The 24,475-nt window shown below is 53.1% G+C and carries 26 protein-coding genes; 5 read left to right on the top strand and 21 right to left on the bottom strand.

Features of this window, described 5'->3' with window-relative positions:
• Positions 1 to 183: hypothetical protein (locus ABD892_RS18425; protein ID WP_345197482.1), on the top strand; the 183-nt coding region annotated here is incomplete at its 5' end.
• 9 nt (positions 184 to 192) lie between these two features.
• Here ABD892_RS18425 and ABD892_RS18430 read toward each other — a convergent pair.
• The 14 genes from ABD892_RS18430 to trmJ all read right to left on the bottom strand — a co-directional run bounded on the left by ABD892_RS18430 (position 193) and on the right by trmJ (position 12,700).
• A complete protein-coding gene (locus ABD892_RS18430; protein WP_345197483.1) occupies positions 193 to 1,101 on the bottom strand; it encodes a hypothetical protein in 909 nt (302 codons plus the stop codon).
• 202 nt (positions 1,102 to 1,303) lie between these two features.
• Entirely contained in the window at positions 1,304 to 2,359 is a 1,056-nt protein-coding gene (locus ABD892_RS18435; RefSeq protein ID WP_345197484.1) for a succinylglutamate desuccinylase/aspartoacylase family protein, read from the bottom strand.
• 133 nt (positions 2,360 to 2,492) lie between these two features.
• Positions 2,493 to 3,791 (bottom strand): inosine/guanosine kinase, encoded by a 1,299-nt coding sequence (locus tag ABD892_RS18440; protein WP_345197485.1) that lies wholly within the window; start codon positions 3,789 to 3,791, stop codon positions 2,493 to 2,495.
• A 123-nt stretch (positions 3,792 to 3,914) separates the two neighbouring features.
• Positions 3,915 to 4,883: a hypothetical protein gene (locus ABD892_RS18445; RefSeq protein ID WP_345197486.1), complete on the bottom strand. Its 969-nt coding sequence runs from the start codon at positions 4,881 to 4,883 to the stop codon at positions 3,915 to 3,917.
• A 150-nt stretch (positions 4,884 to 5,033) separates the two neighbouring features.
• Positions 5,034 to 5,228, bottom strand: coding sequence for a Fe-S cluster assembly protein IscX (gene iscX, locus ABD892_RS18450; protein WP_345197488.1), 195 nt, complete (start codon positions 5,226 to 5,228; stop codon positions 5,034 to 5,036).
• A 24-nt stretch (positions 5,229 to 5,252) separates the two neighbouring features.
• Positions 5,253 to 5,603, bottom strand: coding sequence for an ISC system 2Fe-2S type ferredoxin (gene fdx, locus ABD892_RS18455; protein ID WP_345197489.1), 351 nt, complete (start codon positions 5,601 to 5,603; stop codon positions 5,253 to 5,255).
• Between the two features lie 6 nt (positions 5,604 to 5,609).
• Positions 5,610 to 7,469, bottom strand: coding sequence for a Fe-S protein assembly chaperone HscA (gene hscA / locus ABD892_RS18460; RefSeq protein ID WP_345197491.1), 1,860 nt, complete (start codon positions 7,467 to 7,469; stop codon positions 5,610 to 5,612).
• 151 nt (positions 7,470 to 7,620) lie between these two features.
• Complete coding sequence (gene hscB / locus ABD892_RS18465; RefSeq protein ID WP_345197492.1) at positions 7,621 to 8,181, bottom strand: Fe-S protein assembly co-chaperone HscB; 561 nt, start codon at positions 8,179 to 8,181, stop codon at positions 7,621 to 7,623.
• A complete protein-coding gene (gene iscA, locus ABD892_RS18470) occupies positions 8,174 to 8,497 on the bottom strand; it encodes an iron-sulfur cluster assembly protein IscA (protein WP_345197493.1) in 324 nt (107 codons plus the stop codon). Before iscA ends, hscB begins: the two co-directional genes overlap by 8 nt.
• A 100-nt stretch (positions 8,498 to 8,597) precedes the next feature.
• Positions 8,598 to 8,984 (bottom strand): Fe-S cluster assembly scaffold IscU, encoded by a 387-nt coding sequence (gene iscU / locus ABD892_RS18475; RefSeq protein WP_345197495.1) that lies wholly within the window; start codon positions 8,982 to 8,984, stop codon positions 8,598 to 8,600.
• Positions 8,985 to 9,027: 43 nt separating this feature from the next.
• On the bottom strand, positions 9,028 to 10,242 hold the full coding sequence (locus ABD892_RS18480; protein WP_345197496.1) for an IscS subfamily cysteine desulfurase: 1,215 nt from the start codon (positions 10,240 to 10,242) through the stop codon (positions 9,028 to 9,030).
• Positions 10,243 to 10,330: 88 nt separating this feature from the next.
• Positions 10,331 to 10,831: a Fe-S cluster assembly transcriptional regulator IscR gene (gene iscR, locus ABD892_RS18485; protein WP_345197497.1), complete on the bottom strand. Its 501-nt coding sequence runs from the start codon at positions 10,829 to 10,831 to the stop codon at positions 10,331 to 10,333.
• 310 nt (positions 10,832 to 11,141) lie between these two features.
• Positions 11,142 to 11,927, bottom strand: a complete 786-nt coding sequence (gene cysE, locus ABD892_RS18490; RefSeq protein ID WP_345197499.1) for a serine O-acetyltransferase — start codon at positions 11,925 to 11,927, stop codon at positions 11,142 to 11,144.
• A 5-nt stretch (positions 11,928 to 11,932) separates the two neighbouring features.
• Complete coding sequence (trmJ, locus tag ABD892_RS18495) at positions 11,933 to 12,700, bottom strand: tRNA (cytosine(32)/uridine(32)-2'-O)-methyltransferase TrmJ (protein ID WP_345197500.1); 768 nt, start codon at positions 12,698 to 12,700, stop codon at positions 11,933 to 11,935.
• Between the two features lie 336 nt (positions 12,701 to 13,036).
• On the opposite strand from trmJ, the gene ABD892_RS18500 reads away from it, so the two are divergent.
• Positions 13,037 to 13,849 (top strand): inositol monophosphatase family protein, encoded by an 813-nt coding sequence (locus ABD892_RS18500; protein ID WP_345197501.1) that lies wholly within the window; start codon positions 13,037 to 13,039, stop codon positions 13,847 to 13,849.
• Between the two features lie 32 nt (positions 13,850 to 13,881).
• Here ABD892_RS18500 and ABD892_RS18505 read toward each other — a convergent pair whose 3' ends face one another.
• Positions 13,882 to 14,784: a LysR family transcriptional regulator gene (locus tag ABD892_RS18505; RefSeq protein ID WP_345197502.1), complete on the bottom strand. Its 903-nt coding sequence runs from the start codon at positions 14,782 to 14,784 to the stop codon at positions 13,882 to 13,884.
• A 122-nt stretch (positions 14,785 to 14,906) separates the two neighbouring features.
• Here ABD892_RS18505 and ABD892_RS18510 point away from each other — a divergent pair, with 122 nt between their 5' ends.
• Positions 14,907 to 15,509 (top strand): short chain dehydrogenase, encoded by a 603-nt coding sequence (locus ABD892_RS18510; protein WP_345197503.1) that lies wholly within the window; start codon positions 14,907 to 14,909, stop codon positions 15,507 to 15,509.
• A 69-nt stretch (positions 15,510 to 15,578) separates the two neighbouring features.
• On the opposite strand, the gene secF is transcribed toward ABD892_RS18510, so the two are convergent.
• The 5 genes from secF to queA form a co-directional block, all read right to left on the bottom strand.
• Positions 15,579 to 16,532, bottom strand: a complete 954-nt coding sequence (secF, locus tag ABD892_RS18515) for a protein translocase subunit SecF (protein WP_345197504.1) — start codon at positions 16,530 to 16,532, stop codon at positions 15,579 to 15,581.
• Between the two features lie 10 nt (positions 16,533 to 16,542).
• The gene (gene secD / locus ABD892_RS18520; protein ID WP_345197505.1) at positions 16,543 to 18,417 is read right to left on the bottom strand and encodes a protein translocase subunit SecD; all 1,875 of its coding nucleotides are present in this window, start codon (positions 18,415 to 18,417) and stop codon (positions 16,543 to 16,545) included.
• Positions 18,418 to 18,569: 152 nt separating this feature from the next.
• Positions 18,570 to 18,908, bottom strand: coding sequence for a preprotein translocase subunit YajC (gene yajC / locus ABD892_RS18525; protein ID WP_345197506.1), 339 nt, complete (start codon positions 18,906 to 18,908; stop codon positions 18,570 to 18,572).
• A 97-nt stretch (positions 18,909 to 19,005) separates the two neighbouring features.
• Positions 19,006 to 20,118, bottom strand: coding sequence for a tRNA guanosine(34) transglycosylase Tgt (tgt, locus tag ABD892_RS18530; protein WP_425559302.1), 1,113 nt, complete (start codon positions 20,116 to 20,118; stop codon positions 19,006 to 19,008).
• An 86-nt stretch (positions 20,119 to 20,204) separates the two neighbouring features.
• A complete protein-coding gene (gene queA / locus ABD892_RS18535) occupies positions 20,205 to 21,230 on the bottom strand; it encodes a tRNA preQ1(34) S-adenosylmethionine ribosyltransferase-isomerase QueA (RefSeq protein ID WP_345197509.1) in 1,026 nt (341 codons plus the stop codon).
• A 210-nt stretch (positions 21,231 to 21,440) separates the two neighbouring features.
• On the opposite strand from queA, the gene ABD892_RS18540 reads away from it, so the two are divergent.
• Positions 21,441 to 22,031: a hypothetical protein gene (locus ABD892_RS18540; protein ID WP_345197510.1), complete on the top strand. Its 591-nt coding sequence runs from the start codon at positions 21,441 to 21,443 to the stop codon at positions 22,029 to 22,031.
• A 2-nt stretch (positions 22,032 to 22,033) separates the two neighbouring features.
• Here ABD892_RS18540 and ABD892_RS18545 read toward each other — a convergent pair whose 3' ends face one another.
• Positions 22,034 to 23,425 carry a glycosyltransferase gene (locus tag ABD892_RS18545; RefSeq protein WP_345197511.1) on the bottom strand — a complete coding sequence of 464 codons (1,392 nt, stop codon included), beginning with the start codon at positions 23,423 to 23,425 and terminating at the stop codon, positions 22,034 to 22,036.
• A 355-nt stretch (positions 23,426 to 23,780) separates the two neighbouring features.
• On the opposite strand from ABD892_RS18545, the gene ABD892_RS18550 reads away from it, so the two are divergent.
• Positions 23,781 to 24,398, top strand: coding sequence for a hypothetical protein (locus ABD892_RS18550; RefSeq protein ID WP_345197512.1), 618 nt, complete (start codon positions 23,781 to 23,783; stop codon positions 24,396 to 24,398).
• Positions 24,399 to 24,475 lie beyond the last annotated feature (77 nt).

Here is a 24,475-nt window from a genome sequence, read left to right on the forward strand (position 1 = left end):
CAAGGCTGGGTTACATGGCTGCGCGAACCTGCCCCATGCCAGCAAGGCTTCTCAAGCTGGCTGAGCCACAGTGGTAATCAGGACTCTTTTTGCACTATCCATACAACTTACCTATTACAATCAAAAATAAAGTTCAGTCTTTTAAAACACCTTTTAAGCCCCAACAACGCAACAATCAAATAACAAGAGTAGCTATATAGAAATTGCTGATAAGCTACTATCACTTCGAGTCTCCTGCTCACTCTGAAAACGATTACCCTCAGAAAGATCCCCACCAAACAATTTATTGCGCAGCGCTTCAATTCTTTCATTAAGCTCAGAAATCTGCCCAGCAATTATATCGACTTCGCCCTCAAATCCAGAAATCCTCCCCCGTAATTCCAACGGCAACAAAAAAAGATCACCTTTCAATATACGCTTCACTGTTTTCTTATAAAATTTAGCTTCAAACTTTTCAACAAATTCCCTCATACCTAAATATTCATCAGTATTCTTTACTGCTTCTACATTTTCACACAACTCTCTCATTCTCTTATCACATAACAAAAGCTCATCAAATGCCTCACGCTCTTTATAATAATCAGAATACTCACCTTGCCAATCCAAAAAATGGCTACTCACAAGATTCTTTACGTATTGATACTGGGCCGACAAGCGCTCTTTAGCCCTACGAACCCGTAGAAGCAAGCCACCCTTAAAATCACATCCGTCTAAACTACCGTCCATTTTTTCAAAAATATGCTTTATTTTATACATAGCCATTAATCCAGATAAATCATGCATACGCTCATTATCATGAAGCAAGTTCTCCATGCTTGCCCTTGCCACAGAAAACGGACATTGATTGACAAAGTATTTGATGACATTCCTCAAGTGAACTCTTATCTCCATGTTATTGAAACGCCTTTCTGGCGACAGTGATTTAACACCGATAACATCTGACAATTCACCCTTCACAGGAACAGATTTAACATCATAACTTTCATCAGATAACGACGTTTTTTCCAGTCGATTACTACCTGAAGCTTGAGCAACCCTAACAAAATGAACTAATGCATCCTGATACCACTGATCGCTTCTTGCCTGCCGAGAAACATTCATAGCACCCCCCTTAAAATTAATACGCTAGAGTTTCATTTCTATCACCAACTAAAAAACTGACAACAAGTGCATGCTTTAGTTCACAATGGATAACTTAACTGTTAGAGGCTACAGTCGTGAATAAATATCCATTAAGCAAAACGCAACAAGACAGGTCAACCCTGAGAGACTCCCCTGCCTTGTTGCGTTTTTTCATCTGATATTACATCAGGAAATCATTGTACTCCGTATCCATCAATCCCAGACGGTCATTGTCAAGCCAGCTGTCAACACTGCCAACTTCTTCAACATCTTCCGCATCGGTCACGGTGGCCACATGGAATACCGCATCCCCTTCATAGGCTGCCGGCATATGGCTCTTACCGATAATGACACCTTCAAGCTGGGAGGCCACGGCGACATCGGTATTATCAGCCGGATTATAGACATAGCCCAGCGTTTGCCCCTTGCGGACAAAATCACCCAATCCTCTGACAGAGCGGAACAGACCACTGCATGGCGCCCGCATCCAACGGGAGCGGTAAGCCCTGATCGTCTCACGCTCAGCGCTGCGTTTTGCCGTCTGCTTTGGCAACATCCCTAAATGACGCATGACATTCAAAACACCCTGCAAACCGATACGGATCGCAGCCTCATCAAGACGTAACGCTTCGCCAGCCTCATAAAGCAATACCGGCACATTGTGCCCTGATACCGCCGCGCGCAGGGAGCCATCCTGAATGGCCGTATTAATCATGACCGGCGCACGGAATGCCGTTGCCAGCTCACTCGTGCATTCATCTTCCAGGCGAGCCCGAATCTGCGGTAGATTGGTGCGGTGCGCGCTGCCGGTATGCAGGTCGATACCCACATCAGACACCGCCACCACATAACGCAGGAAGGCATCCGCCAGGCGTGCGCCCAGCGAACCGGTTTCGGAACCGGGAAAACATCGATTGAGATCTCGACGGTCAGGTAGATAACGGGAACGGTTCATAAACCCGTAAGGGTTGACCAGCGGCACGACCAGCAGGGTGCCACGCAGCTTTTTCAGTTGATAGTAATTGAGCAGGCGTCGGATAATTTCAACACCATTGACCTCATCCCCATGCACCGCCGCACTGACAAACAACACGGGGCCTTCACGACGCCCATGGAACACATGGACGTTCATCATGGCTTCAGTCTGCCCCGGCAGGGCCATGGTGGGTAAAGCAATCTGCCGGTGCTCACCGGCAGCTACCTCAACCTCCCCCAGAGTAAAAGGCTTGCGCTTCACGACTCATCTTTCCTGACAAATAACAACCGCTGAGACTGACCAGTTTCAGCGGAATTGTCATCAGTTTTTTTCTATCGTGAAGAACAGAAAACCAATTGACAGGCACCATTGAAAAACCACCCGCAATGCCTTTTCAACTATCCCAATACGCCTCTTCCAGGCAGTCCTCCCGCTCAGGCAAGCCCCGAGTCAATCGGGGGGAATTCTGAATCAACACCTGATAACTCACCCTGTTCGCGTATTTGCAGACCTGAGCAAAAGAAGAATATGTCAGGAAGGGTTTAACATGCTTGCTCGACGTGGGCAAAACCGTACGATGGTAATGATTAGCGGTCATATCATGCACAACCGCCGCCAGCGCACCATCGCCAGCCCCATTGGTATTATGGATCTTGTCAGGCCCGCCCATGTAAGGATCAATCTGGGCATAAACCTTCACTGGCTCCGAGCAATCCCGCCGACGAATCGGACGACTGAACTCGTAGGCATTGAAATCCGCGATGGCTCCTGAACGAATCGGGTTGGCAGTCTTGCGTAACAGGGACCGATCTCCATAACCACTCAAATAAAGCCCTTCAGGCCCCGCAGTCAACAACACCAGATCCGCCATATCCAGTACAATTTCAGATGCCAGCAATGGATCAGCATGCCCCGTGAGCGCCTCAGCCTCTTCCTCATTCATTGCAACGAGGGTTACATAGTCCCTGATAAATCGGGCAAAGGTCTCACGCTTGGCTTCGACCAGCGGACGGGTGCCCAGCGTCAGTATCACTGGCACATCATGTTTGACGGCCAGCTCTGCGGCCTTAAGGGTTGCCCCATAGATCGGCAGCGATTCATCAGCGAGGGTATAAGCACAGAGCAATAACGCCGAGGCATCCGCGATGACGGCTTCGGAGATATAGTCTTCACTCAGCGCATTCATCTGTCCGGGACTGATACCGAAAGTGCGCTCACCATCCGAGGTAATCAGCGCAAAACAACGCCCAATGGCGCCCGGCACAGGCTGAAGATGGGTGAGATCCACCTTGCTGCTGGTATTGCAGAGATAACGGTAGGCAGACGTACCAATGACAATATTTTCACTCATCACACCCAGCAGGATGGAGCTGTCATCGGCAATAATGGAGTAATTGTGCAGCGTATTGCCAATGGTGCCGCCGGCAAATTCATCCTCAATGGCATCATTCAGCTGAAGGCGCTGGTACAACAGGTTGGCCTTCTCACTGTCCATAAGCTGCGATGCACCCTTTTGCAGCTCAAACTCTGCCAGCAGCTCATCATCAACACGGGCGGTGATATCCACCAGGTTCTGGTCGATACCCGTCACATAGGTATTCACATGGGAGAAAGCGACACTTTCCCGGTCAAAGCGGTTACCTGCATTGACGGGGAAATAGTGCTTGATCTTACGCTGTCCAGGAAATTTCATGGTCACCTGCCGGGCGTGCTGGAGGTATAAAAAAGCGCCGGATTTTATACCCCTCGCGACAGGTAAACCATTAGTAAATATTCAGAAAAACCCCAAACATTCCAACAGTGTTCACTTGCGTTCTTACTTGTTCACTTGATAGGTGATTGCTCTTTTGATTCGTTCAGACTTTTTCAATACACGCCGTTTGTCTTTGACCTGATAATATTCAATAACACGCTCAACCCAGTTCTCCTGCTCGTCGAAACGATAGTCTTTATAAACGACAATCTCCGCCTTGGGATACAACCCGAAGCTTTCCCGCTCCTCCAACACCAGCTCGCCCCGCTCCCCATAGGTATAACGATGGGCCTGCAGCAAGCCGCCCTCAGCATATTTCGCCCGGTTTTTCATGCGACCTTGCGGGTCATAACTGAATTCAACAGCTTGGCTGGACTCTTTCAGCTGGATATTTTCAATCAGATCAACGCCCTGGGGAAACGTCATATATCTCAGCGCACGGCCTTCAGCATCCAGCTCAGCCACGCGCAGGAAATCCTCGCCGCAGCGGCGAAGCAGCTGCTTATCCTCAAAATAAGCGACATCAAAACAGGGGCTCAGTTTTTGCGCCTGACTACCCGGCAGCATTCGATAATCGCCCGTCGCAAGATAGGTGGCCTTATTATCTTCCACGGCGGGCGGATCAAGCTTGATGATATTACCCAGGGTGTCGTACCGGAATGTCTGACGCAGCGTCACTTCGCCACCCTCCCGAACAATACGCTTAACAGGATTTCCCCATTTCATTTCCAGCGTTTCATGACGATCCGTGACAGGCCCTTTCACCCACTCGTAAATACGCAAGCCATCACTGGAATAGGTTTCAACCACAACGTCCAGCAGGCCAACATCCTGATCCTCACCCGCCTGCTCCCGAACCCCTTCAGTGACAACCTGAGTGACAATCCCTCGCAAACCAGCGTCCTCGCGGGTTTTAATCACTTCGACAGGATAACGATTCAGTGAACGACCAATGCCTTCTGACCAGGTAGAGCACCCAGGCACCAGTCCCACGACAACAGCAAGCAGGATTGCGGACTGAAACACACGCATGACCAACAGTCTCCGGTTGTATAATTATTATTCCCGACCCGTGCAGTATACCCCGTCCTGTTACCGTCGTCCCTGACCCTGACGCCCATCCTGCAGATACAAAAATGCCGGGAATTATCCCGGCATCATTGACACAGCAAGTCGAAACAATCAGTCCATCTCATCCATCCAGGCCATCTGGATCGCCTCAAGGATTTTCTCACCACAACGATCGGGCGAGTCCTCAAAGCCCTCCAACGCCAGCACCCAGCTACGAAGATCGACAAAATTCACATAACGGGGATCTGTATCCGGATATTTCTCGCTCAATTCAATCGCGATATCCACCACATCTGTCCACATCATGGCTTGCTGCTCCCTTTCGATGGCTCAGTGTCGTTCTGACACCTGATTGATGGTGTAACGGGGTATTTCTACCACCAGATCTTCTTCCTGCACAATGGCCTGACAACTCAGCCGGGATTCATGCTCCAATCCCCAGGCTTTGTCCAGCAGGTCATCTTCCAGCTCATCAGAAGGCTCCAGTGAATCAAACCCTTCCCGAACGATCACGTGACAGGTTGTGCAGGCGCAGGATTTTTCGCAGGCATGCTCGATGTCAATACCATGCTCCAGCGCGGCATCCAGGATCGTCGTGCTACCCGGCTCAACTTCAACGACCTTGCCCTCTGGACAGATCTCTTCATTCGGCAGGAAAACAATCTGGGTTTTCTTGCTCATTGACTACTACCCCTTAAATTCATCTACCGAATGCCCGGAAAGCGCTGCTTTGATCCCGGCATTCATCCGACGGGCGGCAAATTCATCCGACGCCCTGGCCATTTTCTCTATCGCCTGCTTGATGGCTTGAGCATCTACACCCTGACGCACCTCCGCAAGGGATTGCATCACCGCCTCAAGCTCTACACGTTCTTCCTGGCTCAACAGCCGCTCGCCATCTACGGCCAGCGCAGCAGTGACCGCTTCCAGAATCCGGTCAGCTTCCACCTGCTGCTCGAGCAACACCCGCGCATCTTTGTCCTGCGAGGCATGATCAAAGGAATCCCGAATCATCCGGGTGATTTCATCATCCGACAGGCCATAGGAGGGCTTGACCTGGACTGCCGCCTCAACACCAGAAGACTGCTCACGGGCACTGACACTCAACAAGCCATCCGCATCCACCTGGAAAGTGACCAGAATCCGCGCCTGGCCTGCCGGCATGGCCGGAAAACCATTCAGGATAAAGCGAGCCAGGGAACGGTTATCAGCAATTAACTCTCTTTCACCCTGCAACACATGGATGGACATGGCAGTCTGTCCATCCTTGTAGGTTGTGAACTCCTGAGCCCTGGCTGCGGGAATCGTGGTATTGCGATGCACCACTTTTTCCATCAACCCACCCATGGTTTCCAGCCCGAGGGACAACGGAATCACATCCAGCAGCAACATATCATCAGCAGATTTGTTACCCACGAGTACATCGGCCTGGAGCGCAGCACCGATGGCGACCACCTGATCAGGATCAATGGACGTTAGCGGTTCTTTGCCCGACAGTTCTGCCACTCGCTCACGCACACGCGGTACACGGGTTAAACCGCCAACCATGACCACTTCATTAATATCCGATACTTTCAACTTTGCATCACGCAGCGCACGCTTGACCGTACGCAGCGTACGATCAACCAACGGATCAACCAGTGCATTAAATATTTCACGACTCAGTTCACCAGACCAACCCTCAAAGTTGACGGAAACCACTTCCTGCTCTGTCAACGCTTCTTTGGCATCACAGGCAATCATCAATATCTGGCGCAGGCGCTCCGGCGTTAATGAAGAATCGTCGATTCCGGCCTGAGATAACAACCATCCGGCTATCGCATGATCAAAATCATCACCACCCAATGCAGTATCACCGCCGGTGGCCAACACCTCAAAGACACCTTTATTCAGGCGCAAAACAGAAATATCAAACGTGCCGCCTCCCAGGTCATAAACCGCGATAACGCCTTCGCCACCCTGGTCCAGCCCATAAGCGACAGCCGCTGCCGTCGGCTCATTGAGCAGCCTCAACACATTGAGGCCCGCCAGCCGCGCAGCATCTTTGGTCGCCTGGCGCTGGGCATCATCAAAATAGGCAGGCACGGTAATCACGGCACCACTAAGCGTTCCGCCCAGAGACTCTTCACCACGAAGGCGCAACACCTTAAGAATGTCTGCAGATACCTGGACCGGACTCATATCACCCGCTGCGGTTCGCAGGTACGGCATGCCCTCATCACTGTCGACAAAATCGAAGGGCATGACATCACCCAATGTTTTCACATCCGCAAGACCGCGCCCCATCAGCCGCTTGACAGAAACAATGGTATTCCGCGCGTCAGTGGTTGCCTTTACCCTGGCGTCACGACCCACGGTGACTTGATCTCCGTAATGCACAACAGATGGAAGGATGACATCACCGTCATGGTCAGGAAGGGTTTCCGCTACGCCACTGCGGACAGAAGCAATCAGCGAATTGGTGGTGCCCAGGTCAATCCCCACCGCCAGCTTCTGCTGGTGAGGCGCCGGGCTCTGGCCGGGCTCGGAAATCTGCAGTAATGCCATTTGCCGCCTTTTTAGTACATCGTCTTGTAGCGATCAATCGCTACAGGAATGAAAAATATGCAGGGATAATATCCGTATGATGCAGAGAGTCCAGCCGAAAGCCGTGATCTTTATTACCGGGTCAACCCAACGGTTCAACCCGATCGCTTCATCAGTAGTCCAACAGCTCCTCTTCAAGCTGTTCAGCTTCAGCAATGAACTTCACCAGGAAATGCATTTTATGGGTGATATTGGCCGCCTGCCGAAGGCTGTCATCAGCCCGTTCTGTCCAGCTACCAACAAAATCGATTTCCAGTGCTGCCAGCATTTGCCGTGCTTCATCCAGCAGCTGAGCAAGTGCCGCTTCAGGATCGACACTGTCGCGCACCGCCATCAACTCATCGCGAAGCTCCATCTGCTGCATCAGGAATGCTGAGTCAGCGACCGTATGGCGATCCGAGTTAACGTTAACACCTTCCAGCTCAAGCAGGTAAATAGCCCGTGACAACGCCAACCGCAATGTATCGTAGGCCTGATTCACAAAGGCTGCATACTGAACAGCCAGACGCTGCCCTTGCTCTCCCTGCGCAGCAAAACGGTCAGGATGCACCGCCTTCTGCAACTCACGATAACGGGTATCCAGTACCTGGTGGTCAACATCGTACGCCATGGGCATCTGGAACAATTCGAAATAGTTCTGCTGAAGATTGAGCCCAGCCTGATGGTCAGACATTAAAGCTCTCTCCACAGCCACACTCACTGGCCACATTGGGATTATTGAACTGGAAGCCCTCATTCAGTCCTTCGCGGACAAAATCCAGCTCGGTACCATCCAGATAGCCTAAGCTCTTGGGGTCAATGAACAACTGTTCACCATGACTCTCAAACACCAGATCCTCTTCCAGGACCTCGTCAACAAACTCCAGCACATAGGCCATGCCGGAGCAGCCGCTGGTCTTGACCCCGAGACGGATACCAATGCCGCGCCCACGGCCATTCAATTGTCGACGTACGTGCTTGGCCGCCGCCTCTGTCATGGTTACAGCCATGAATCACCCTGTATACAACTCAGTTCATCAAACCCGGATCCAAAGCATTCTCACCCACTATAGGGTGAGCCGCTTTCCGATCCGTTCACCGGAAGCCTGCTCAGGCTCCCTGCTGCTTGCTCCGATAGTCGTCAATCGCAGCCTTGATTGCATCCTCTGCCAGTACGGAGCAGTGGATTTTTACCGGCGGCAGCGCCAGCTCTTCGGCAATCGTGGTGTTCTTGATGGTTTCCGCCTCTTCCAGCGTCTTGCCTTTCATCCACTCTGTCGCCAGCGAGCTGGACGCAATGGCAGAACCACAGCCGTAAGTCTTGAACTTGGCGTCTTCGATCACACCGCTATCGTTGACCCGGATCTGCAATCGCATGACATCACCGCATGCAGGCGCACCGACCATGCCGGTACCCACATGGGAGTCAGAGGCATCCATCTTGCCAACGTTGCGGGGATTCTCGTAGTGATCGATTACTTTTTCGCTGTAAGCCATCGTCTTTTCTCCCGCCGACCGGTCAGGCCGGCTCTCAAGGTGGTCAGTGAGCTACCCATTCGACCGCGTTCAGGTCGACACCATCCTGGTACATGTCCCACAGGGGAGACAGCTCGCGCAGTTTGATCACCGCCTGACGCACCTTGTCTGCGGCATAGTCCACATCTTCTTCCGTGGTGAAACGGCCGAAGCTGAAACGAAGAGAACTGTGTGCCAGCTCATCACTGAGTCCCAGCGCCCGCAGCACATAGGAAGGCTCGAGGCTGGCAGAGGTACAGGCCGAACCGGAGGACACAGCAATATCCTTCAGCGCCATGATCAGGGATTCACCTTCCACGAAAGCGAAGCTGACATTCAGGTTACCCGGCACCCGCTGCTCCAGGCTGCCATTGACATGCACTTCTTCCATGTCGGACAGATGACCCAGGAAACGGTTCCGCAATGCCAGCAACCGTGCATTTTCCGCTGCCATCTCCTGACCGGCGATACGGAAGGATTCCCCCATACCGACCAACTGGTGGGTAGGCAGGGTGCCGGAGCGCATGCCTCGCTCGTGACCTCCGCCATGAATCTGGGCTTCAATACGCACACGGGGCTTACGACGGACATAGAGGGCGCCAACCCCCTTGGGTCCGTAAATCTTGTGGGCACAGAAAGACATGAGATCAACCTTCATGTCTTCCATGTCGATCGGCAGTTTGCCCGCACTCTGGGCGGCATCCACATGGAACAACACCTTGCGCTCACGGGTGATTTCACCGATCGCCTTAATGTCGGTGATGGTGCCGATCTCGTTGTTGACATGCATCAGGGTCACCAGGATGGTGTCTTCCCGGATCGCATCGGCAACGGATTGGGGCTGGATCAGACCATCGCTGTCGGGCGACAGGTAGGTGACTTCAAAACCTTCGCGCTCAAGCTGGCGGCAGGCATCCAGCACGGCTTTGTGTTCGATTTTTGAAGTGATGATGTGACGCCCTTTTTTCTGGTAAAAACGGGCGACACCCTTGATCGCGAGGTTATCGGACTCGGTCGCACCGGAGGTCCAGACAATCTCGCGGGGATCCGCATTGACCAGTTCAGCGACTTGCTTCCGGGCATTTTCCACTGCCTCTTCCGCCTTCCAGCCGAACAGATGGGAGCGGGAAGCCGGGTTACCGAAATTACCATCGGTAGTCAGACACTGCATCATCTTTTCGGCCACGCGCGGATCGACCGGTGTGGTTGCGGAGTAATCAAGGTAAATAGGCAGTTTCATACAGAATTATCTCCCGCGCGCTTATCTGCTTCTTGTGCGCTTGGCTGTTCGCTCGTCAGAGCGACGTTATCTCAATGTCAGACCGGTCTCAGAACGATTCAGCGTTGATCCGCTGCTCTTGCTCTTCAGGGGTCAACAACCGATCAGCTCCCTGCTCGCCGTCCTGCCTGCAGGCTATTTTCTGCACTTCCTTGCGCCGAACCAGGTCCGCAAGACTGATTCCGCTTAAGAATTCATGGATCTGTTTGCTGAGGTCACACCATAGGTGATGGGTCAGACAGACATCGCCGCGCTGACAATCCCCGTCACCCTGGCACTTGGTGGCATCCACGGACTCATTGACCGCATCAATGACTTCAGCAACGAAGATTTCCTCGCTGCTCCGACTCAGGCAATAACCGCCACCGGGGCCACGCACACTGCTTACCAGCGTATTACGACGCAGGCGTGCAAACAGTTGCTCAAGATAGGAAAGAGAGATTCCCTGGCGCTCGGAAATGTCCGCCAGAGCGACTGGCTTCTCACCAGCATGCAGTGCCAGGTCCAGCATCGCGGTGACCGCATAACGGCCTTTAGTCGTCAGACGCATTGTAAATCACTCCCCCGGCAGTAAAACAGTAAATCCGAGGGTAAGTATCAAATACCCGACCATATTAGTCAAGTATTAAACCTAACCCGACCGCCAGAAGCCCTAACGAATTCAGAATTAAGCGGTCGATTCCTCTTGTCATTGGCAACTAAACACGCATAGGTGGAAACCAACACGGTGCAACAGACAGGTTTTAAGCGCTGCGGATTATAACAGAGAAAAAGTAAATTACAGCAGGATATAGACGCAGTCTCCCTGCGAAGTAGCGCAAAACCGCCCCACTCCACAGGAAGATGGCAACGACCAACAATCAGGCACCTTCTGTAGCAGGCGCCTTATGCTGCTTCACGGAAACAGACTCAAAATCCTCATCCTTGAGCTTGGGCAACCCGGCCTCACCACAGTCCACACCTTTCTCACGCAGGGCCTGGCACATGGTTTCAATCCGGAATTCCACCGCATGGAGGTGATCCAGCATGGCCGTGATCGCCTGGGCTGTCGGGTCAGGCATGTCGCTGGTCACGGCATAGGCATCGAAACCCATTTTTTCTGCCATGGCCTGACGCCGGGCTTCATCCACGTGGCGCTTGCGGATAATACGCCCGGGGATACCCACCACGGTCGCCCCTTCCGGTACCGCCTTGGTCACCACCGCATTAGACCCCACCTTGGCATTGGCGCCCACCGTGAACGGCCCCAACACCTTGGCGCCGGCACCGACAATCACACCGTTACCCAGTGTTGGATGACGCTTGCCTTTATTGAGGGTCGTACCACCCAGGGTGACACCCTGATAGAGGGTCACGTCATCCCCGATTTCAGCCGTCTCACCAATGACAACACCCATACCGTGGTCAATGAAAAAACGTCGGCCGATAGTCGCACCCGGATGGATTTCAATACCGGTCAACCAGCGACTGAACGTGGAAATACATCGGGCCAGCCATTTGAACCCCGCGAGCCAGACCTTATGGGCCAGCCGGTGCAACAACAGGGCATGCAGCCCCGGATAGTTGGTCAGGACTTCAAACGTATTGCGTGCCGCCGGATCCCGGGCAAAGACACTGCTGACATCCTCACGTATTCGCTCAAACATAGGCTTCAGACCGATTGTGTTTCCTTTCTTCCGCCGGCGGGCTGCTTACCGATCGCAACCTGCATTTCCGACAGAATCCCCCTGAGTATATTCAGTTCAACCCGATCAGGACGAACGCGCCCGTACAGACGACGCAACTTAGCCATGATCTTGTCGGGGTTACTGTGCTTGAAAAACTCGATATCTGCCAGCACTTCCTGCAGATGACCATAAAAATGCTCCATCGCCTCCGAACTGGCCAGATCATGGGTGCGGCATTCGGGCACCAGGGACGCTTCCTGCTGCTTCAAATTCGCCTTGCGCAACTCATAACATAAGACCTGAACAGCGGACGCCAGGTTCAACGAACTGAACTCGGGATTGGAAGGAATATGGGTTTGGCGGTGACAAAGCTTCAGCTCATCATTGGTCAGGCCACGATCCTCACGTCCGAACACCAGCGCTACAGAGCAATTGTCCGCCTCAGTCACCGCTTTTTCCGCACACTCTCCCGGCTCCATCAAAGGTAAAGAAATTCCACGAACCCGGGCACTGGCGCCGATGATCAGACCACAGTCAGCCACGGCCTCCTCCAGCGTGGCACACACCACGGCGTTATCGAGGATATCCGTCGCCCCTGACGACAGGGTCACCGCTTCCGGCGCAGGAAAGGCCTTGGGCTCCACCAGCACAAGCTGTGAAAGCCCCATGGTTTTCATCGCCCGCGCTGCAGACCCGATATTGCCGGGATGCGACGTATTCACCAGAACGATGCGCACATTATCCAGAGACATAAACCAACCACCTGAAACCGTTTCGGCAACACACTCTCTATAGCGCAGCTACCGGCAAAAAGAATAAGAAAACAACTGGCCGGCCTGGCCGAATAAAGCCACAACCGCATCCAGCGGCGCAGTCTACCAGATCCGCCCCCCATTGGCGTCACTTCCCCGCCTGCGGGAAGAAATCTGACCATTGCGATTATCCGGTAGTGACCCGCGCACAACTCAGGAGTAGAATGCCCTGTTTTGCTGACCTTCACGCCCGAAAACGGCGGTGTCCGTTTTCACATACTCATCATAACGTGAAGGCATTCGGTTCTTTAATACTGCACAGGCACAGCGACCCTCATGCAACCGATGGTTAACATCGCCCTGCGTGCTGCACGCAAGGCTGGCGACATTATCGCCCAAGCATACCAGCAGCTGGACGTCATCAAGGTACAGGCCAAGAGCGCCAACGACTACGTGACCGACGTCGACAAAGCGGCAGAACGCGCCATTATCTCGATACTCAAGAAGTCCTACCCCGACCACGGCTTCATGGGTGAAGAAAGCGGCCACCAGCCCGGTACCGGCGAAGGTGAAAGCTACCTCTGGATCATCGACCCTCTCGATGGCACCACCAACTTTATCCACGGCATGCCGCAATTTGCGGTCTCTATCGCCTGTCAGTACAAGGGCAGAGTCGAGCACGCCGTTATCCTTGACCCGATCCGCCAGGAAGAATTCACTGCCAGCCGTGGACGTGGCGCCACCCTGAATGGCAAGCGCATCCGCGTCAGCGACCGCACCAACCTGAAAGGCGCCCTGATCGGCACCGGCTTCCCGTTCCGGGAGAACCAGATGTCCAACCTGGACAGCTACCTGGGCATGTTCCGCAGCCTGGTGGGTGACACTGCCGGCATCCGTCGCGCAGGTGCTGCCTCCCTGGACCTGGCCTACGTGGCAGCCGGTCGATTCGACGGTTTCTGGGAATTCGGCCTGCACGAGTGGGACATGGCGGCAGGCTGCCTGTTGATCACTGAAGCCGGTGGTTTCGTGGGCGACTTCCGTGGCGGCGACAAGCACCTGGAAAAAGGTCAGGTGGTTTGCGGCAACCCCAAATGTTTCCGTGAAATCCTGACGCGCATTCAACCGTTTGTCAGTGAAAGCCTGAGATAATGACTTTCCGGGGCGTCGCCTGACGCCCCGGCTTATCCGCACCAATCAGCACCATACCTTTCAACAAACGCATCCACGAACGTTCGCAGCAGGGTTGTTACCCCCCAGTTTTGCGGGTAGACCAGCGAGATTGGTACAGGAGCCTGGCGGTATTCTTCCAGCACCGGCAGCAACTCACCAGAAACCAACTCCTCTTCAATGAACAGGTCAGGCAAATAGCCGACTCCCATACCATCCAACACTGCCTGCTTGACCATCTCTCCGCTATTGACTTCATAACGGCCACCAATCGCAACACTCAACTCACGACCACTGGTCGGATCCACCATATGCCAGCGCTTGGATGGCCCGACCGCAAAATCATAAAGGCAGTTATGCGCCTTGAGGTCATCAGGCGTTTTCGGGGCACCGTGACGAGCCAGATACGCCGGACTGGCAAAGCAGGTCAAAAGTGTCTGTGACACAGGTCGGTATTTGAAGTTCGAATCCTTCAATCTGCCAATCTTTAGTGCAAGATCAATCCCTTCCTCCACCATATTCACATGCCGGTTTGTCAGGAATACCGAAATATCCACATCCGGATACTGACCCATGAATTCTGAAACAAAGGGAGACAACCATTTTTGACCGAGATATAACGGCGCCGTAATCCTGAGAACACCACTTACCGAGCCCTGCTGCTGTTTTGCCGCCAACTCCAGGCGATCCACCCGCTGAAGAATATCCTCTATCTGCTCCAGATAAACACGCCCTGCCGGAGTCAGACTAATGCTGCGCGTTGTCCGGTAAATCAGCTGCACATCGAGCCAACGCTCCAACTCTGCAACATAGCGGCTCACCGCAGACGTCGCGAGGCTAAGCTGGGCCGCCGCGAGAGTAAAGCTCTCCTGCCTGGCAACCTCCCGAAACACCGTCATTGCGCGCAATTTATCCATATTATTCCAATTATTCGAATAATCATTTCACTGAACGATTATTTATCAAACTTTATGAAAAACCTATAGTCCAACCACACAGGTACGGCAATTCAGCCCTTAGAAACACAAAGGAGAACGCGATGAAAATTCTTATCATTGGCGCCAGCGGTACTATCGGAAAGGCAGTGACAGAGAAACTGAAAGCGAATCATGAGGTGATCACCGCCAACCATAACAGTGGCGATCATCAGGTCGACCTGGGCAGCAAAGCCTCCATTACCGCTCTATTCGAGCAGGTTGGTCCGGTAGATGCTGTTATCTCCACAACTGGCATGGCCCGGTTCGGCACCCTTGAGCAACTGAGCGATGCAGACTATCAACTGGGTCTGGATAACAAGCTGATGGGACAGGTCAACCTGGTACGTATCGGCAAGGCGTACCTGAGCGAAGGCGGCTCCGTAACCCTGACCAGTGGCTTTCTCGCCCAGAACCCCATGCCGGGCAGCATTTCCCTCAGCACGGTGAATGGCGCACTGGAAGGCTTCGTTCGGGCTGCCGCCCTGGAGCTGGGAGAATCATTGCGCGTGAACACTGTCAGCCCGGTTTTTGTGACAGAAACCGCACAGGCCATGGGCATGGGTACCGAAGGCACACTCCCTGCCGAGCAAACGGCCAATGCCTACCAGGCCAGCATCGAAGGCAACATGACCGGACAAATCCTGGATGTTCGTGACTACGTGTAACCGCCCTCCTACAAAAAAGCCCCCGCGGTTAAACGGGGGCTTTTTTATGCGCCAGAGATACCACCCAACTTAAGGCATATCATCCAGCTCATCATCCTTCTTCACCGGAATAATCAGGTCTTCACGACTGATATTCATGTAAAGCAGCACGTTACAGGCAATGTAAATGGACGACGACGTACCAATCACAATACCAATCAGCAATGCTACGGAAAAGTTGTGGATCATGTCGCCACCCAGGAAGAACAGGGACAGCAGAACCATGATCGTGGTACCCGAGGTCGCCAATGTCCGGCCAAGGGTCTGCGTCAGGGAAACATTGATAATTTCAATCGCCGTACCCTTACGCATTTTACGAAAGTTTTCCCGCACCCGGTCATACACAATGATGGTGTCGTTCAGCGAGTAACCGATAACCGCCAGCAGTGCCGCCATAACCGTCAGGTCAAACTGCAGCTGGAAGAACGAGAACACGCCCAGTACAACAATCGCATCGTGCGCCAGGGAGGTGACCGCACCGACGGAAAACTTGAACTGGAACCGGAAGGCGATATACGCCATAACCAGACCCAGCGCCATCAGCATACCGAGCCCGCCCTGCTCACGCAGACGGTCACCCACCTGGGGACCCACGAACTCAACCCGCTTCACCTGCACCTTACCGTCGTATTGCGCCGCAAGATTCTCAGAGACACGGTTACCCAGTGTCGCCATATCTCCGGGAATACGGATCAGGACATCAGACTCCGAGCCGAACTCCTGGGCAATGGCATCACCGTGCCCCATCGCTTCCAGCTGATCACGGATCTCACTGATATTCGCCGGCTTGTCATAGGACAGCTCGACCAGTGTGCCACCGGTAAAGTCCAGGCCCCAGTTAATGCCATTGACCGCCAGACTCACCACTGAGCCCAGCACCAGGATGACGGACAGCACTGTGGCCAGTGTCCGCACCTTCATGAAATTGATGACCTTCATGTCCGGCTTTCCAGCAGTATCGGACGTGCTTTTTTCACCTGCCATGGATAAGCCCTCAAATAGCCAGTTTCTTGAGATCGCGACGGCCGCCGTACACCAGGTTCGTCAGCGCACGGGTCACGACAATGGCCGTGAACAGGGACGTGATGATACCCAGCGACAGGGTGACAGCGAAGCCCTTGATCGGCCCGGTACCCACGGCATAGAGGATGACACCCACCAGCAACGTCGTGATGTTACCGTCAAAAATAGACACAAACGCCCGATCATATCCCTCATGGATTGCTTTCTGCACAGAAAGCCCATTGCGCAATTCTTCACGAATCCGGGAGAAAATCAGCACGTTGGCGTCAACCGCCATACCCAGGCTCAGGACGATACCGGCAATACCCGGCATGGTCAGCGTCGCCCCCAGCAGGGACATGGCCGCCACCATCAGCACCAGGTTCAGGGACAGGGCAACGTTGGCAAACAGACCAAAGACCCGGTACACCACCACCATGAATACCAGCAGCAGCACAAAGCCAACAATGGTGGAATTAATACCCATCTGGATATTTTCCTTACCCAGGCTCGGGCCGACAGTACGCTCTTCGACGAAGTGCATAGGCGCTGCCAGCGAACCCGCTCTCAGCAGCAGGGCCAGCTCTGACGCTTCAGCCGCGGAATCCAGACCAGTAATCCGGAAACTGTTACCCAGGGCGCTCTGGATCGTCGCAAGGCTGATGATGCTCTTTTCTTCACGGAAAGACTGCACCTTCACCCGCTCTTCCTGTCCGTCAACCATCTTGGTCTCGTAACGGGTGACAGGCTTCTGCTCGATAAACAGTACCGCCATGCTGCGACCGACATTGTTACGGGTCGCGCGGTTGATCAACTGACCACCACGGTTGTCGAGGTCAATATTGACCTGTGGGCCGCCACTTTGCGTATCAAATGTGGAACGGGCATTGGAGACCTGGTCACCGGTCAGGATGACATCACGCTCCAGGCGAGCGGTGCGACGCTCATCATTACGGAAAGAGAAATTCTCACTGACGGCAGCGGATGCGTCATAAGGTGCTGCCAGACGGAATTCCAGGTTGGCGGTCTTACCGAGAATACGCTTGGCCTCAGCGGTATCCTGCACACCCGGCAGCTCGACAACGATGTTGTTACGACCCTGGCGCTGCACCAGCGGCTCGGAAACACCCAGCTCGTTCACCCGGTTACGGACGGTCACCAGGTTCTGGCGTACCGCGTAATCGGCAATTTCCTTGATACGCTGTTCAGTCAACTGGTAACGCACCGTGAACAGGTCACCCCGGGTACCGGCATCCACCATCAGGTCAGGGAAATCTTTGCTGATCGCCTTAACGGCTTTGTCACGCACGGATTCAGTGCGGAAACCCAGCTCGCGCACACCGGACTCACCGCCGCCGGGCAGGCTGCGGTAGCGCAGTTTTTCCTTACGCAGCAGTGTCCGGATTTCAGTGTTGTACACTTCCATCCGTGTCTGTACGGCCTTGTCGGTATCCACCTCCAGCAGGAAGTGCACACCACCGGACAGGTCCAGACCCAGCTTCATCGGGTGGGCACCAATGGACGTCAGCCATTCAGGCGTCGTGGGTGCCAGGTTCAGCGCCACCACGTAGTCGTCGCCCAAACCGTCCTTGATCAACGCCCGGGCCAACAGCTGCTGCTCCGAGTTTTCCAGGCGGATCAGCACGGAGCCCTTATTCACTTCCTCACCCTTGATGGCGATATCCGCCTTTTCAAGGATGGCTGTGGCTTTATCCAGCGCGGGCTGGCCGATGGCCTGGGAGGAGCTGGTACCGGAAATCTGCACCGCCGGATCATCCGGGTACAGGTTCGGCAATGCGTAAATGATACCAACCGCCACCACAACCAGGATGACGAGGTACTTCCATAAAGGGTAACGATTGAGCATGGCTCTCTTGTTTCCTGCTACTGACAAGGCCTGAATGCCTGAACTGTACGCGGGCAACCACCTGCCGGTACGGCCAGGACCGACCGGAAGAAACCCCTCGCACAGACAAAAAAGAGCTGGCCGCACTTAGCGGCCAGCCCTGTCCATTCCTGTTATTTGATCGCCTTGATGGTTCCCTTCGGCAGGGCGGCCACGACGGAAGACTTCTGGAAGTTCAGTTCCATGTTGTTCGCCACCTGCAGGGTGACGTAGTCGTCGGTCACACCGGAGACACGGCCCAGGATACCACCGGAGGTTACCACCTCATCCCCTTTGGACAACCCGCCGATCAGGTTCTTGTGCTCCTTGGCACGCTTGCTCTGGGGGCGCCAGATCAACAGCCAGAAGATCAGGAAGAATACACCCAGCATCACGAACTGGAACATGCCGCCCATCGGCTGGGGAGCCGCTGCGGCTCCATCTGCAAACGCCTGACTGATAAAAGGAATCATTTCCCCGGTTACTCCTGCTTACAACGCGTTGAGATTAACATTCATGGTTCCGATGCCGCCGTCGGCCAGCATCCGGATAACAGACGGCGTCCCGGTATCAGAGTTCCGGTACCGGCATGCCCCGTTTAGCGTAGAACCCGCTCACAAAGTGCTCCAATTTACCTTGTTCAATGGCTGCCCGCAATCCAGCCATCACCCGCTGGTAGTAGCGCAGGTTATGAATGGTATTGAGCATGGAGCCCAGCATTTCATTGCACTTGTCGAGGTGATGCAGATACGCGCGGCTGAAGTTGCGACAGGTATAGCAGTCACAACCCGCCTCAAGCGGCTCTTCGGAACGCTTGTGGACGGCGTTACGGATCTTCAGTACACCCTCGTCGGTGAACAGGTGACCGTTGCGCGCATTGCGGGTCGGCATAACGCAGTCAAACATATCCACACCACGGCGCACCGCTTCGACGATATCTTCCGGCTTGCCCACGCCCATCAGGTAACGGGGATATTCTTCCGGGATACGGTGCGGGGTATGGCTGAGAATGCGGTGCATGTCTTCCTTGCTTTCACCGACACTGAGGCCGCCGATCGCATAACCATCAAAACCCACTTCCAGCAAACCATCGAGAGAACGCTGGCGCAGGTCTTCAAACATGCCGCCCTGGATAATACCGAACAGGGCTGACGGGCTGTCTGCATGCGCTTCACGGCTACGGGCCGCCCAGCGCAGAGAGAGCTCCATGGAATCCGCGGCCTGACTCTTGTCGGCATCACCCGGTGTGCACTCGTCAAAGATCATGACGATGTCAGAACCCAGCTCCCGCTGCACCTGCATGGAGATTTCCGGGCTCATGAACACTTTGGCACCATCCACCGGCGAACGGAAGGATACCCCTTCCTCGGTAATCTTGCGCAGCTCACCCAGGCTGAATACCTGGAAGCCGCCGGAATCGGTCAGGATCGGTTTTTCCCAACCATTGAAGTCATGCAGATCACCGTGCTGACGGATAATCTCTGTACCCGGACGCAGCATCAGGTGGAAGGTATTGCCCAGGATGATTTCGGCGCCAATCTCATGGATATCCCGGGGCAGCATGCCCTTGACGGTGCCATAGGTGCCCACCGGCATGAAGCAGGGGGTCTCCACCGTGCCACGGGGAAAGGTCAGCCGGCCACGACGGGCAAGACCGTCCTGTCCCAGCTTCTCGAACGACATGAAACATTCTTTACGCATTGACTGTCTGCAGACTCCGTAAACGCAATAAACTCTGTGCTGCCTGTGTCATGAATAACGACAGGGCCTCAGCCCTTGCGGGTCAGCAGCATCGAATCGCCATAACTGAAGAAACGGTAGCGCTCGGCCACGGCTTCCCGGTAGGCGTGCATGATCTCGTCATAGCCGGCAAAGGCCGACACCAGCATCAGCAGGGTCGATTCCGGCAAATGGAAATTGGTCACCAGCATATCCACGGTCTGGAACTGATAACCGGGGTAAATAAAGATATCGGTTTCGCCGGCATAGGGTTTCAGCTCACCGTCACGGCTTGCGGTTTCCAGGCTGCGCACAGAGGTCGTGCCAATGGCAACCACCCGGCCGCCTCGCTCACGCGTACGACGCACCGCTTCGCAGACGTCTTCGGAGACTTCCAGGTATTCCGAATGCATGTGGTGGTCTTCAATAGAATCCACGCGTACCGGCTGATACGTGCCAGCGCCCACATGCAGGGTGACAAAGGCTTTCTCAATGCCCTTCTCTGCCAGACGCTCAAACAAGACATCATCAAAATGCAGGCCGGCCGTCGGTGCGGCAACCGCACCATCCTTGCAACCGTATACAGTCTGGTAACGACTGCGATCACTCAGCTCATCATCACGGGTGATGTAAGGTGGCAACGGCATATGGCCGAGACGGTCCAGAACTCTCAGAACCGGCTCATCAGTGAGGAACTTCAGCAGGAACAGGGAATCCTGACGTTCCACCATTTCCGCTTCCACGTCCTGCTCCAGAATTACACGGGAACCCGGCTTGGGGGATTTACTCGCCCGAATCTGCGCCAGCACATGATGCTCATCCAGCACCCGCTCGACCATGACTTCGATCTTGCCGCCAGTGGCTTTCTGGCCAAACAGGCGCGCCGGAATTACCCGGGTATCATTCAGCACCAGCAGGTCACCTTCGTTGAGGTGATCCACGATATCGCTGAAGTGCTTGTGTTCCAGGGAGTCGTTACCATTGACCACCAGCAGGCGACTGCCGGTACGTTCGGGCATGGGATAACGGGCGATCAGATCATCTGGCAGATCAAAGTGAAAGTCGCTGACGCGCATCCAGCGTAAAACCTCACTGAATAAAAAAGGCGGCAAGCATAACGAAAGTACGACCGAAAGTCAGGCCGTATTATCCTCCGCCTGAGCGCCATCCAGCGAAACCGTCTTAAATAAAGACGTAAGGCGGGAGGATTGTCGCTCGCCTTACGGTGTCGGCAGGCAAATACCATTTTCAGAAAAAATGATGTGCGCAAAGAAAGGACTCATGGCGTGAAATACACCCTCACGTTCGTACTCGTCATTCTGGCGGCAGCGATTACCCAAACCACCACATCAACGCTCTTTGCAGCAGAAAACGAGCATCCAACCCATCCATCACCAGAGAACGGCATGGATCCTGAATCCAGAGTCCAACCACTGAAAGACAAGATCCTTGAAACATTATTTACCGCGCAGTTTTACCGTTTTGATATCCGAAAGCGCCAAACCGGTCGCAATACCAATAAGCGAGAAGGCCTGACAATAGCCAAAGTGGATCAGCAATATATTTACCTGGAACAACCCACCACGAGCCAATTTCTCCCGGACTTCCAGCGCCTGTTCAAAAAGGGTGTCCAGATTAAAACACCGGAAGATGCCCGCACCATTGAAGCCGCACTGAACATCCTTTATCCCATCACCAACGAACATGCCTATAACAGCCTCAAGGACAAAACCATTCGGAAAGAAGGAAATCAATGGTTTTTTATTCGAGACATGTTTTTCAGGGAACTCAAAGGGTTCATTTTCAAAACAGATGACAACGGTAACATCCTTTCTATTTCTTATTCTCTTAAAATACCCCCACAATACGGGTCTTAACATTACAAACCTGAACTAACTAATAGCTCCAAAGCTTGATAGCTTTCATGAGCAGAAATTCTATTAACCACCGATTGATCCCAATCAGCTCCAGTCCAGCGCTTCAAACTCCCCCAGACCATTTGCGATAACAAAAATCCTCTTTCACTCTCTTTACTCCCTTGAGGGTCAGAGTGCAGCGTGAAAAACATGCTTCGATATTTACTTTTTTGCTGATTTTTTAATTTTGAATACTTGTCCTTCAACAATCTATGCAAGGGTAAAGGCCCTGTTGAATGCAACGTCAAGCTATACCTCAAAGAATAGGTGCACTCATTAAAAAACCTTTCTGACTCCTGACATTTAAGGCCATAACCTATCTGGGTGGCTGGAAAAGCACCGTATACTCGCTGATCAATCGCATTACCCCGGTATCTCATCATATCATCCAAGGTAATGCAGCTTTCTGCCAAGCGGGAATCAGGATACATCCCTTTATAGGACTTCATTGTCAGCCTACATTTTTCCTTTTTAAAAGAATACGCGACAGCACACCGCTCCCAAAACATGTAAGGCCTCGGATATGGCCCCACGTACTCAACATTTCGCCGCCGATAAACAGTGTAAATCTGGTTTTTTAACATGTTACGGTGCAGGTATTGATCCTGCAAAATATACTTCATCTGCGGAGCTTCTTTGACCGCAGCAATCACGTCATTGTTACAACCAGTACACCAACCCTCTACTAGAATAATCCCGTCATAACTACGAAGGCGCGGAAACAGCTTTCTACCATTGATTTGTCGCCCCTCCTCTAAAAAACCAGGCAACTGCGTATCAGTATCAAGATAAACACCTCCAAACTCATGCAGGATAGCGGGTCTTAGGTTATCAGCCTTAACCGCGTAGTTATATTCTCCAATACTGTCCAGTAAATAATTAACCAGCAAGTTTGGCGAAAAACGTTTTTCATGCATAGGCAGCAGCTCTGGAAATTCACCTCTACGAGAAGATTCACGATATAAATCTTTGTTAATGGATTGAAGAAAAGGAAACACCTCCTTGTCTTCATAGACTTTAATAGACCTGCTCGCTTCAAGCCCAAGCCCCCTGTATTTAGATTCCCCACCAAGCACCAATCGATCCAAAGACCGAAAAACCACAATCTTTTTGTTAGTCCACAGTCGGTACTCCCAGCCTTCAGCCATCATTTGACTCGATAACGAAATAACATTCAGAAGCCGATCCTGCGGAACTTGCCCACCCGAAGGATGTGAAACCCATATCTGATGCGCAATAGCAGGAATTCTGGTACAGCGGCGCTTTGCTACTCCAGCGGAGCGAGCCATCCTCTTACGCTTACGGGATAAGGGCGGGATCTGCGAAAATCCAGCCTGATTGATGCGATAATCCATTACCTTAAGCAGTCACTTGATAGCCATGGTCAATCTGCAAATGTATTGGCTAACGTTATGAATAGCGACAACAAACGTAGCAAGTAACACTAACATCCATAAACTTCCAGGCTATAAGCAGTAGTTAAAACGATTACGAAAACCACGGGTTATGGCCAGGTTACCACCAGCATACAACGGGATAACGCGATCCAACCCACGGACTCGATCATGAAGCAGCCTGAATGCACGCCCTTCCCCACAACAAAGGGACAGTCGCGCTATACTGAACCCCTAAAAGAATCCCGACTCCCCCCCCTGAAATGGGTGCATTACAACAAACCAAAAAGACAGCATGCATGGAGCACACTCAACAATGAAAAATCCCTACGTGTCCCCACTCCTTCTAATGGCCACCCTGTTATCCAGCCCCACTCAGGCACTCGCAGCCCAGCCCCTTACGTCTGAAGAAAAGCAAATAATCCACCAGGCCGTTCTGGAAAAAGAAACGGTCGATATTGAAACAGAAGCCACACGGCGAACCGACGACGCCCTGGCCAGGGTCTTTTCCACCCCCTTCTATGACGTCACCATCATCCAGCACTCAGACAACCACACCCAGGAAGAAAGTGCCCTACTGACAAACCTTGACGGCCAAATGGTTGAACTCAAAGCACCTACCACCAATGAGCCACTCCCCGACCTGCACCGCATACTGAACAAAGATTTCCAGATAAAATCTCCACAAGATGCACTCCTCCTTGAGGAGGCCCTGGATATTCTTTACCCCATCAGAACAACATTCGGTAATGAAGACCTGAATCAAAAAGCCGTTCTGGAGAATGGTAATCAGTGGCTTTTCATCAGGGGTGCATTCTTTGAGGACCTGAAAGGCTTTGTCTTTACAACAGACGCCAGCGGCAATATTACCGATGCCTCCTATGCACTGAGAATTCCGGCCAACTTACCGATACAGCCCATAAAACGACCGTAAGTACTCAAAAACCGGTACATAAGGCGATTTCACGTTCTGCCGCCTAAGCTCATCCCCATGTTCCCATTACCGCCTGA

The sequence above is a fragment of the Kistimonas scapharcae genome, assembly GCF_039540975.1.
In the GTDB taxonomy this organism is placed as follows: Bacteria; Pseudomonadota; Gammaproteobacteria; order Pseudomonadales; family Endozoicomonadaceae; genus Kistimonas; species Kistimonas scapharcae.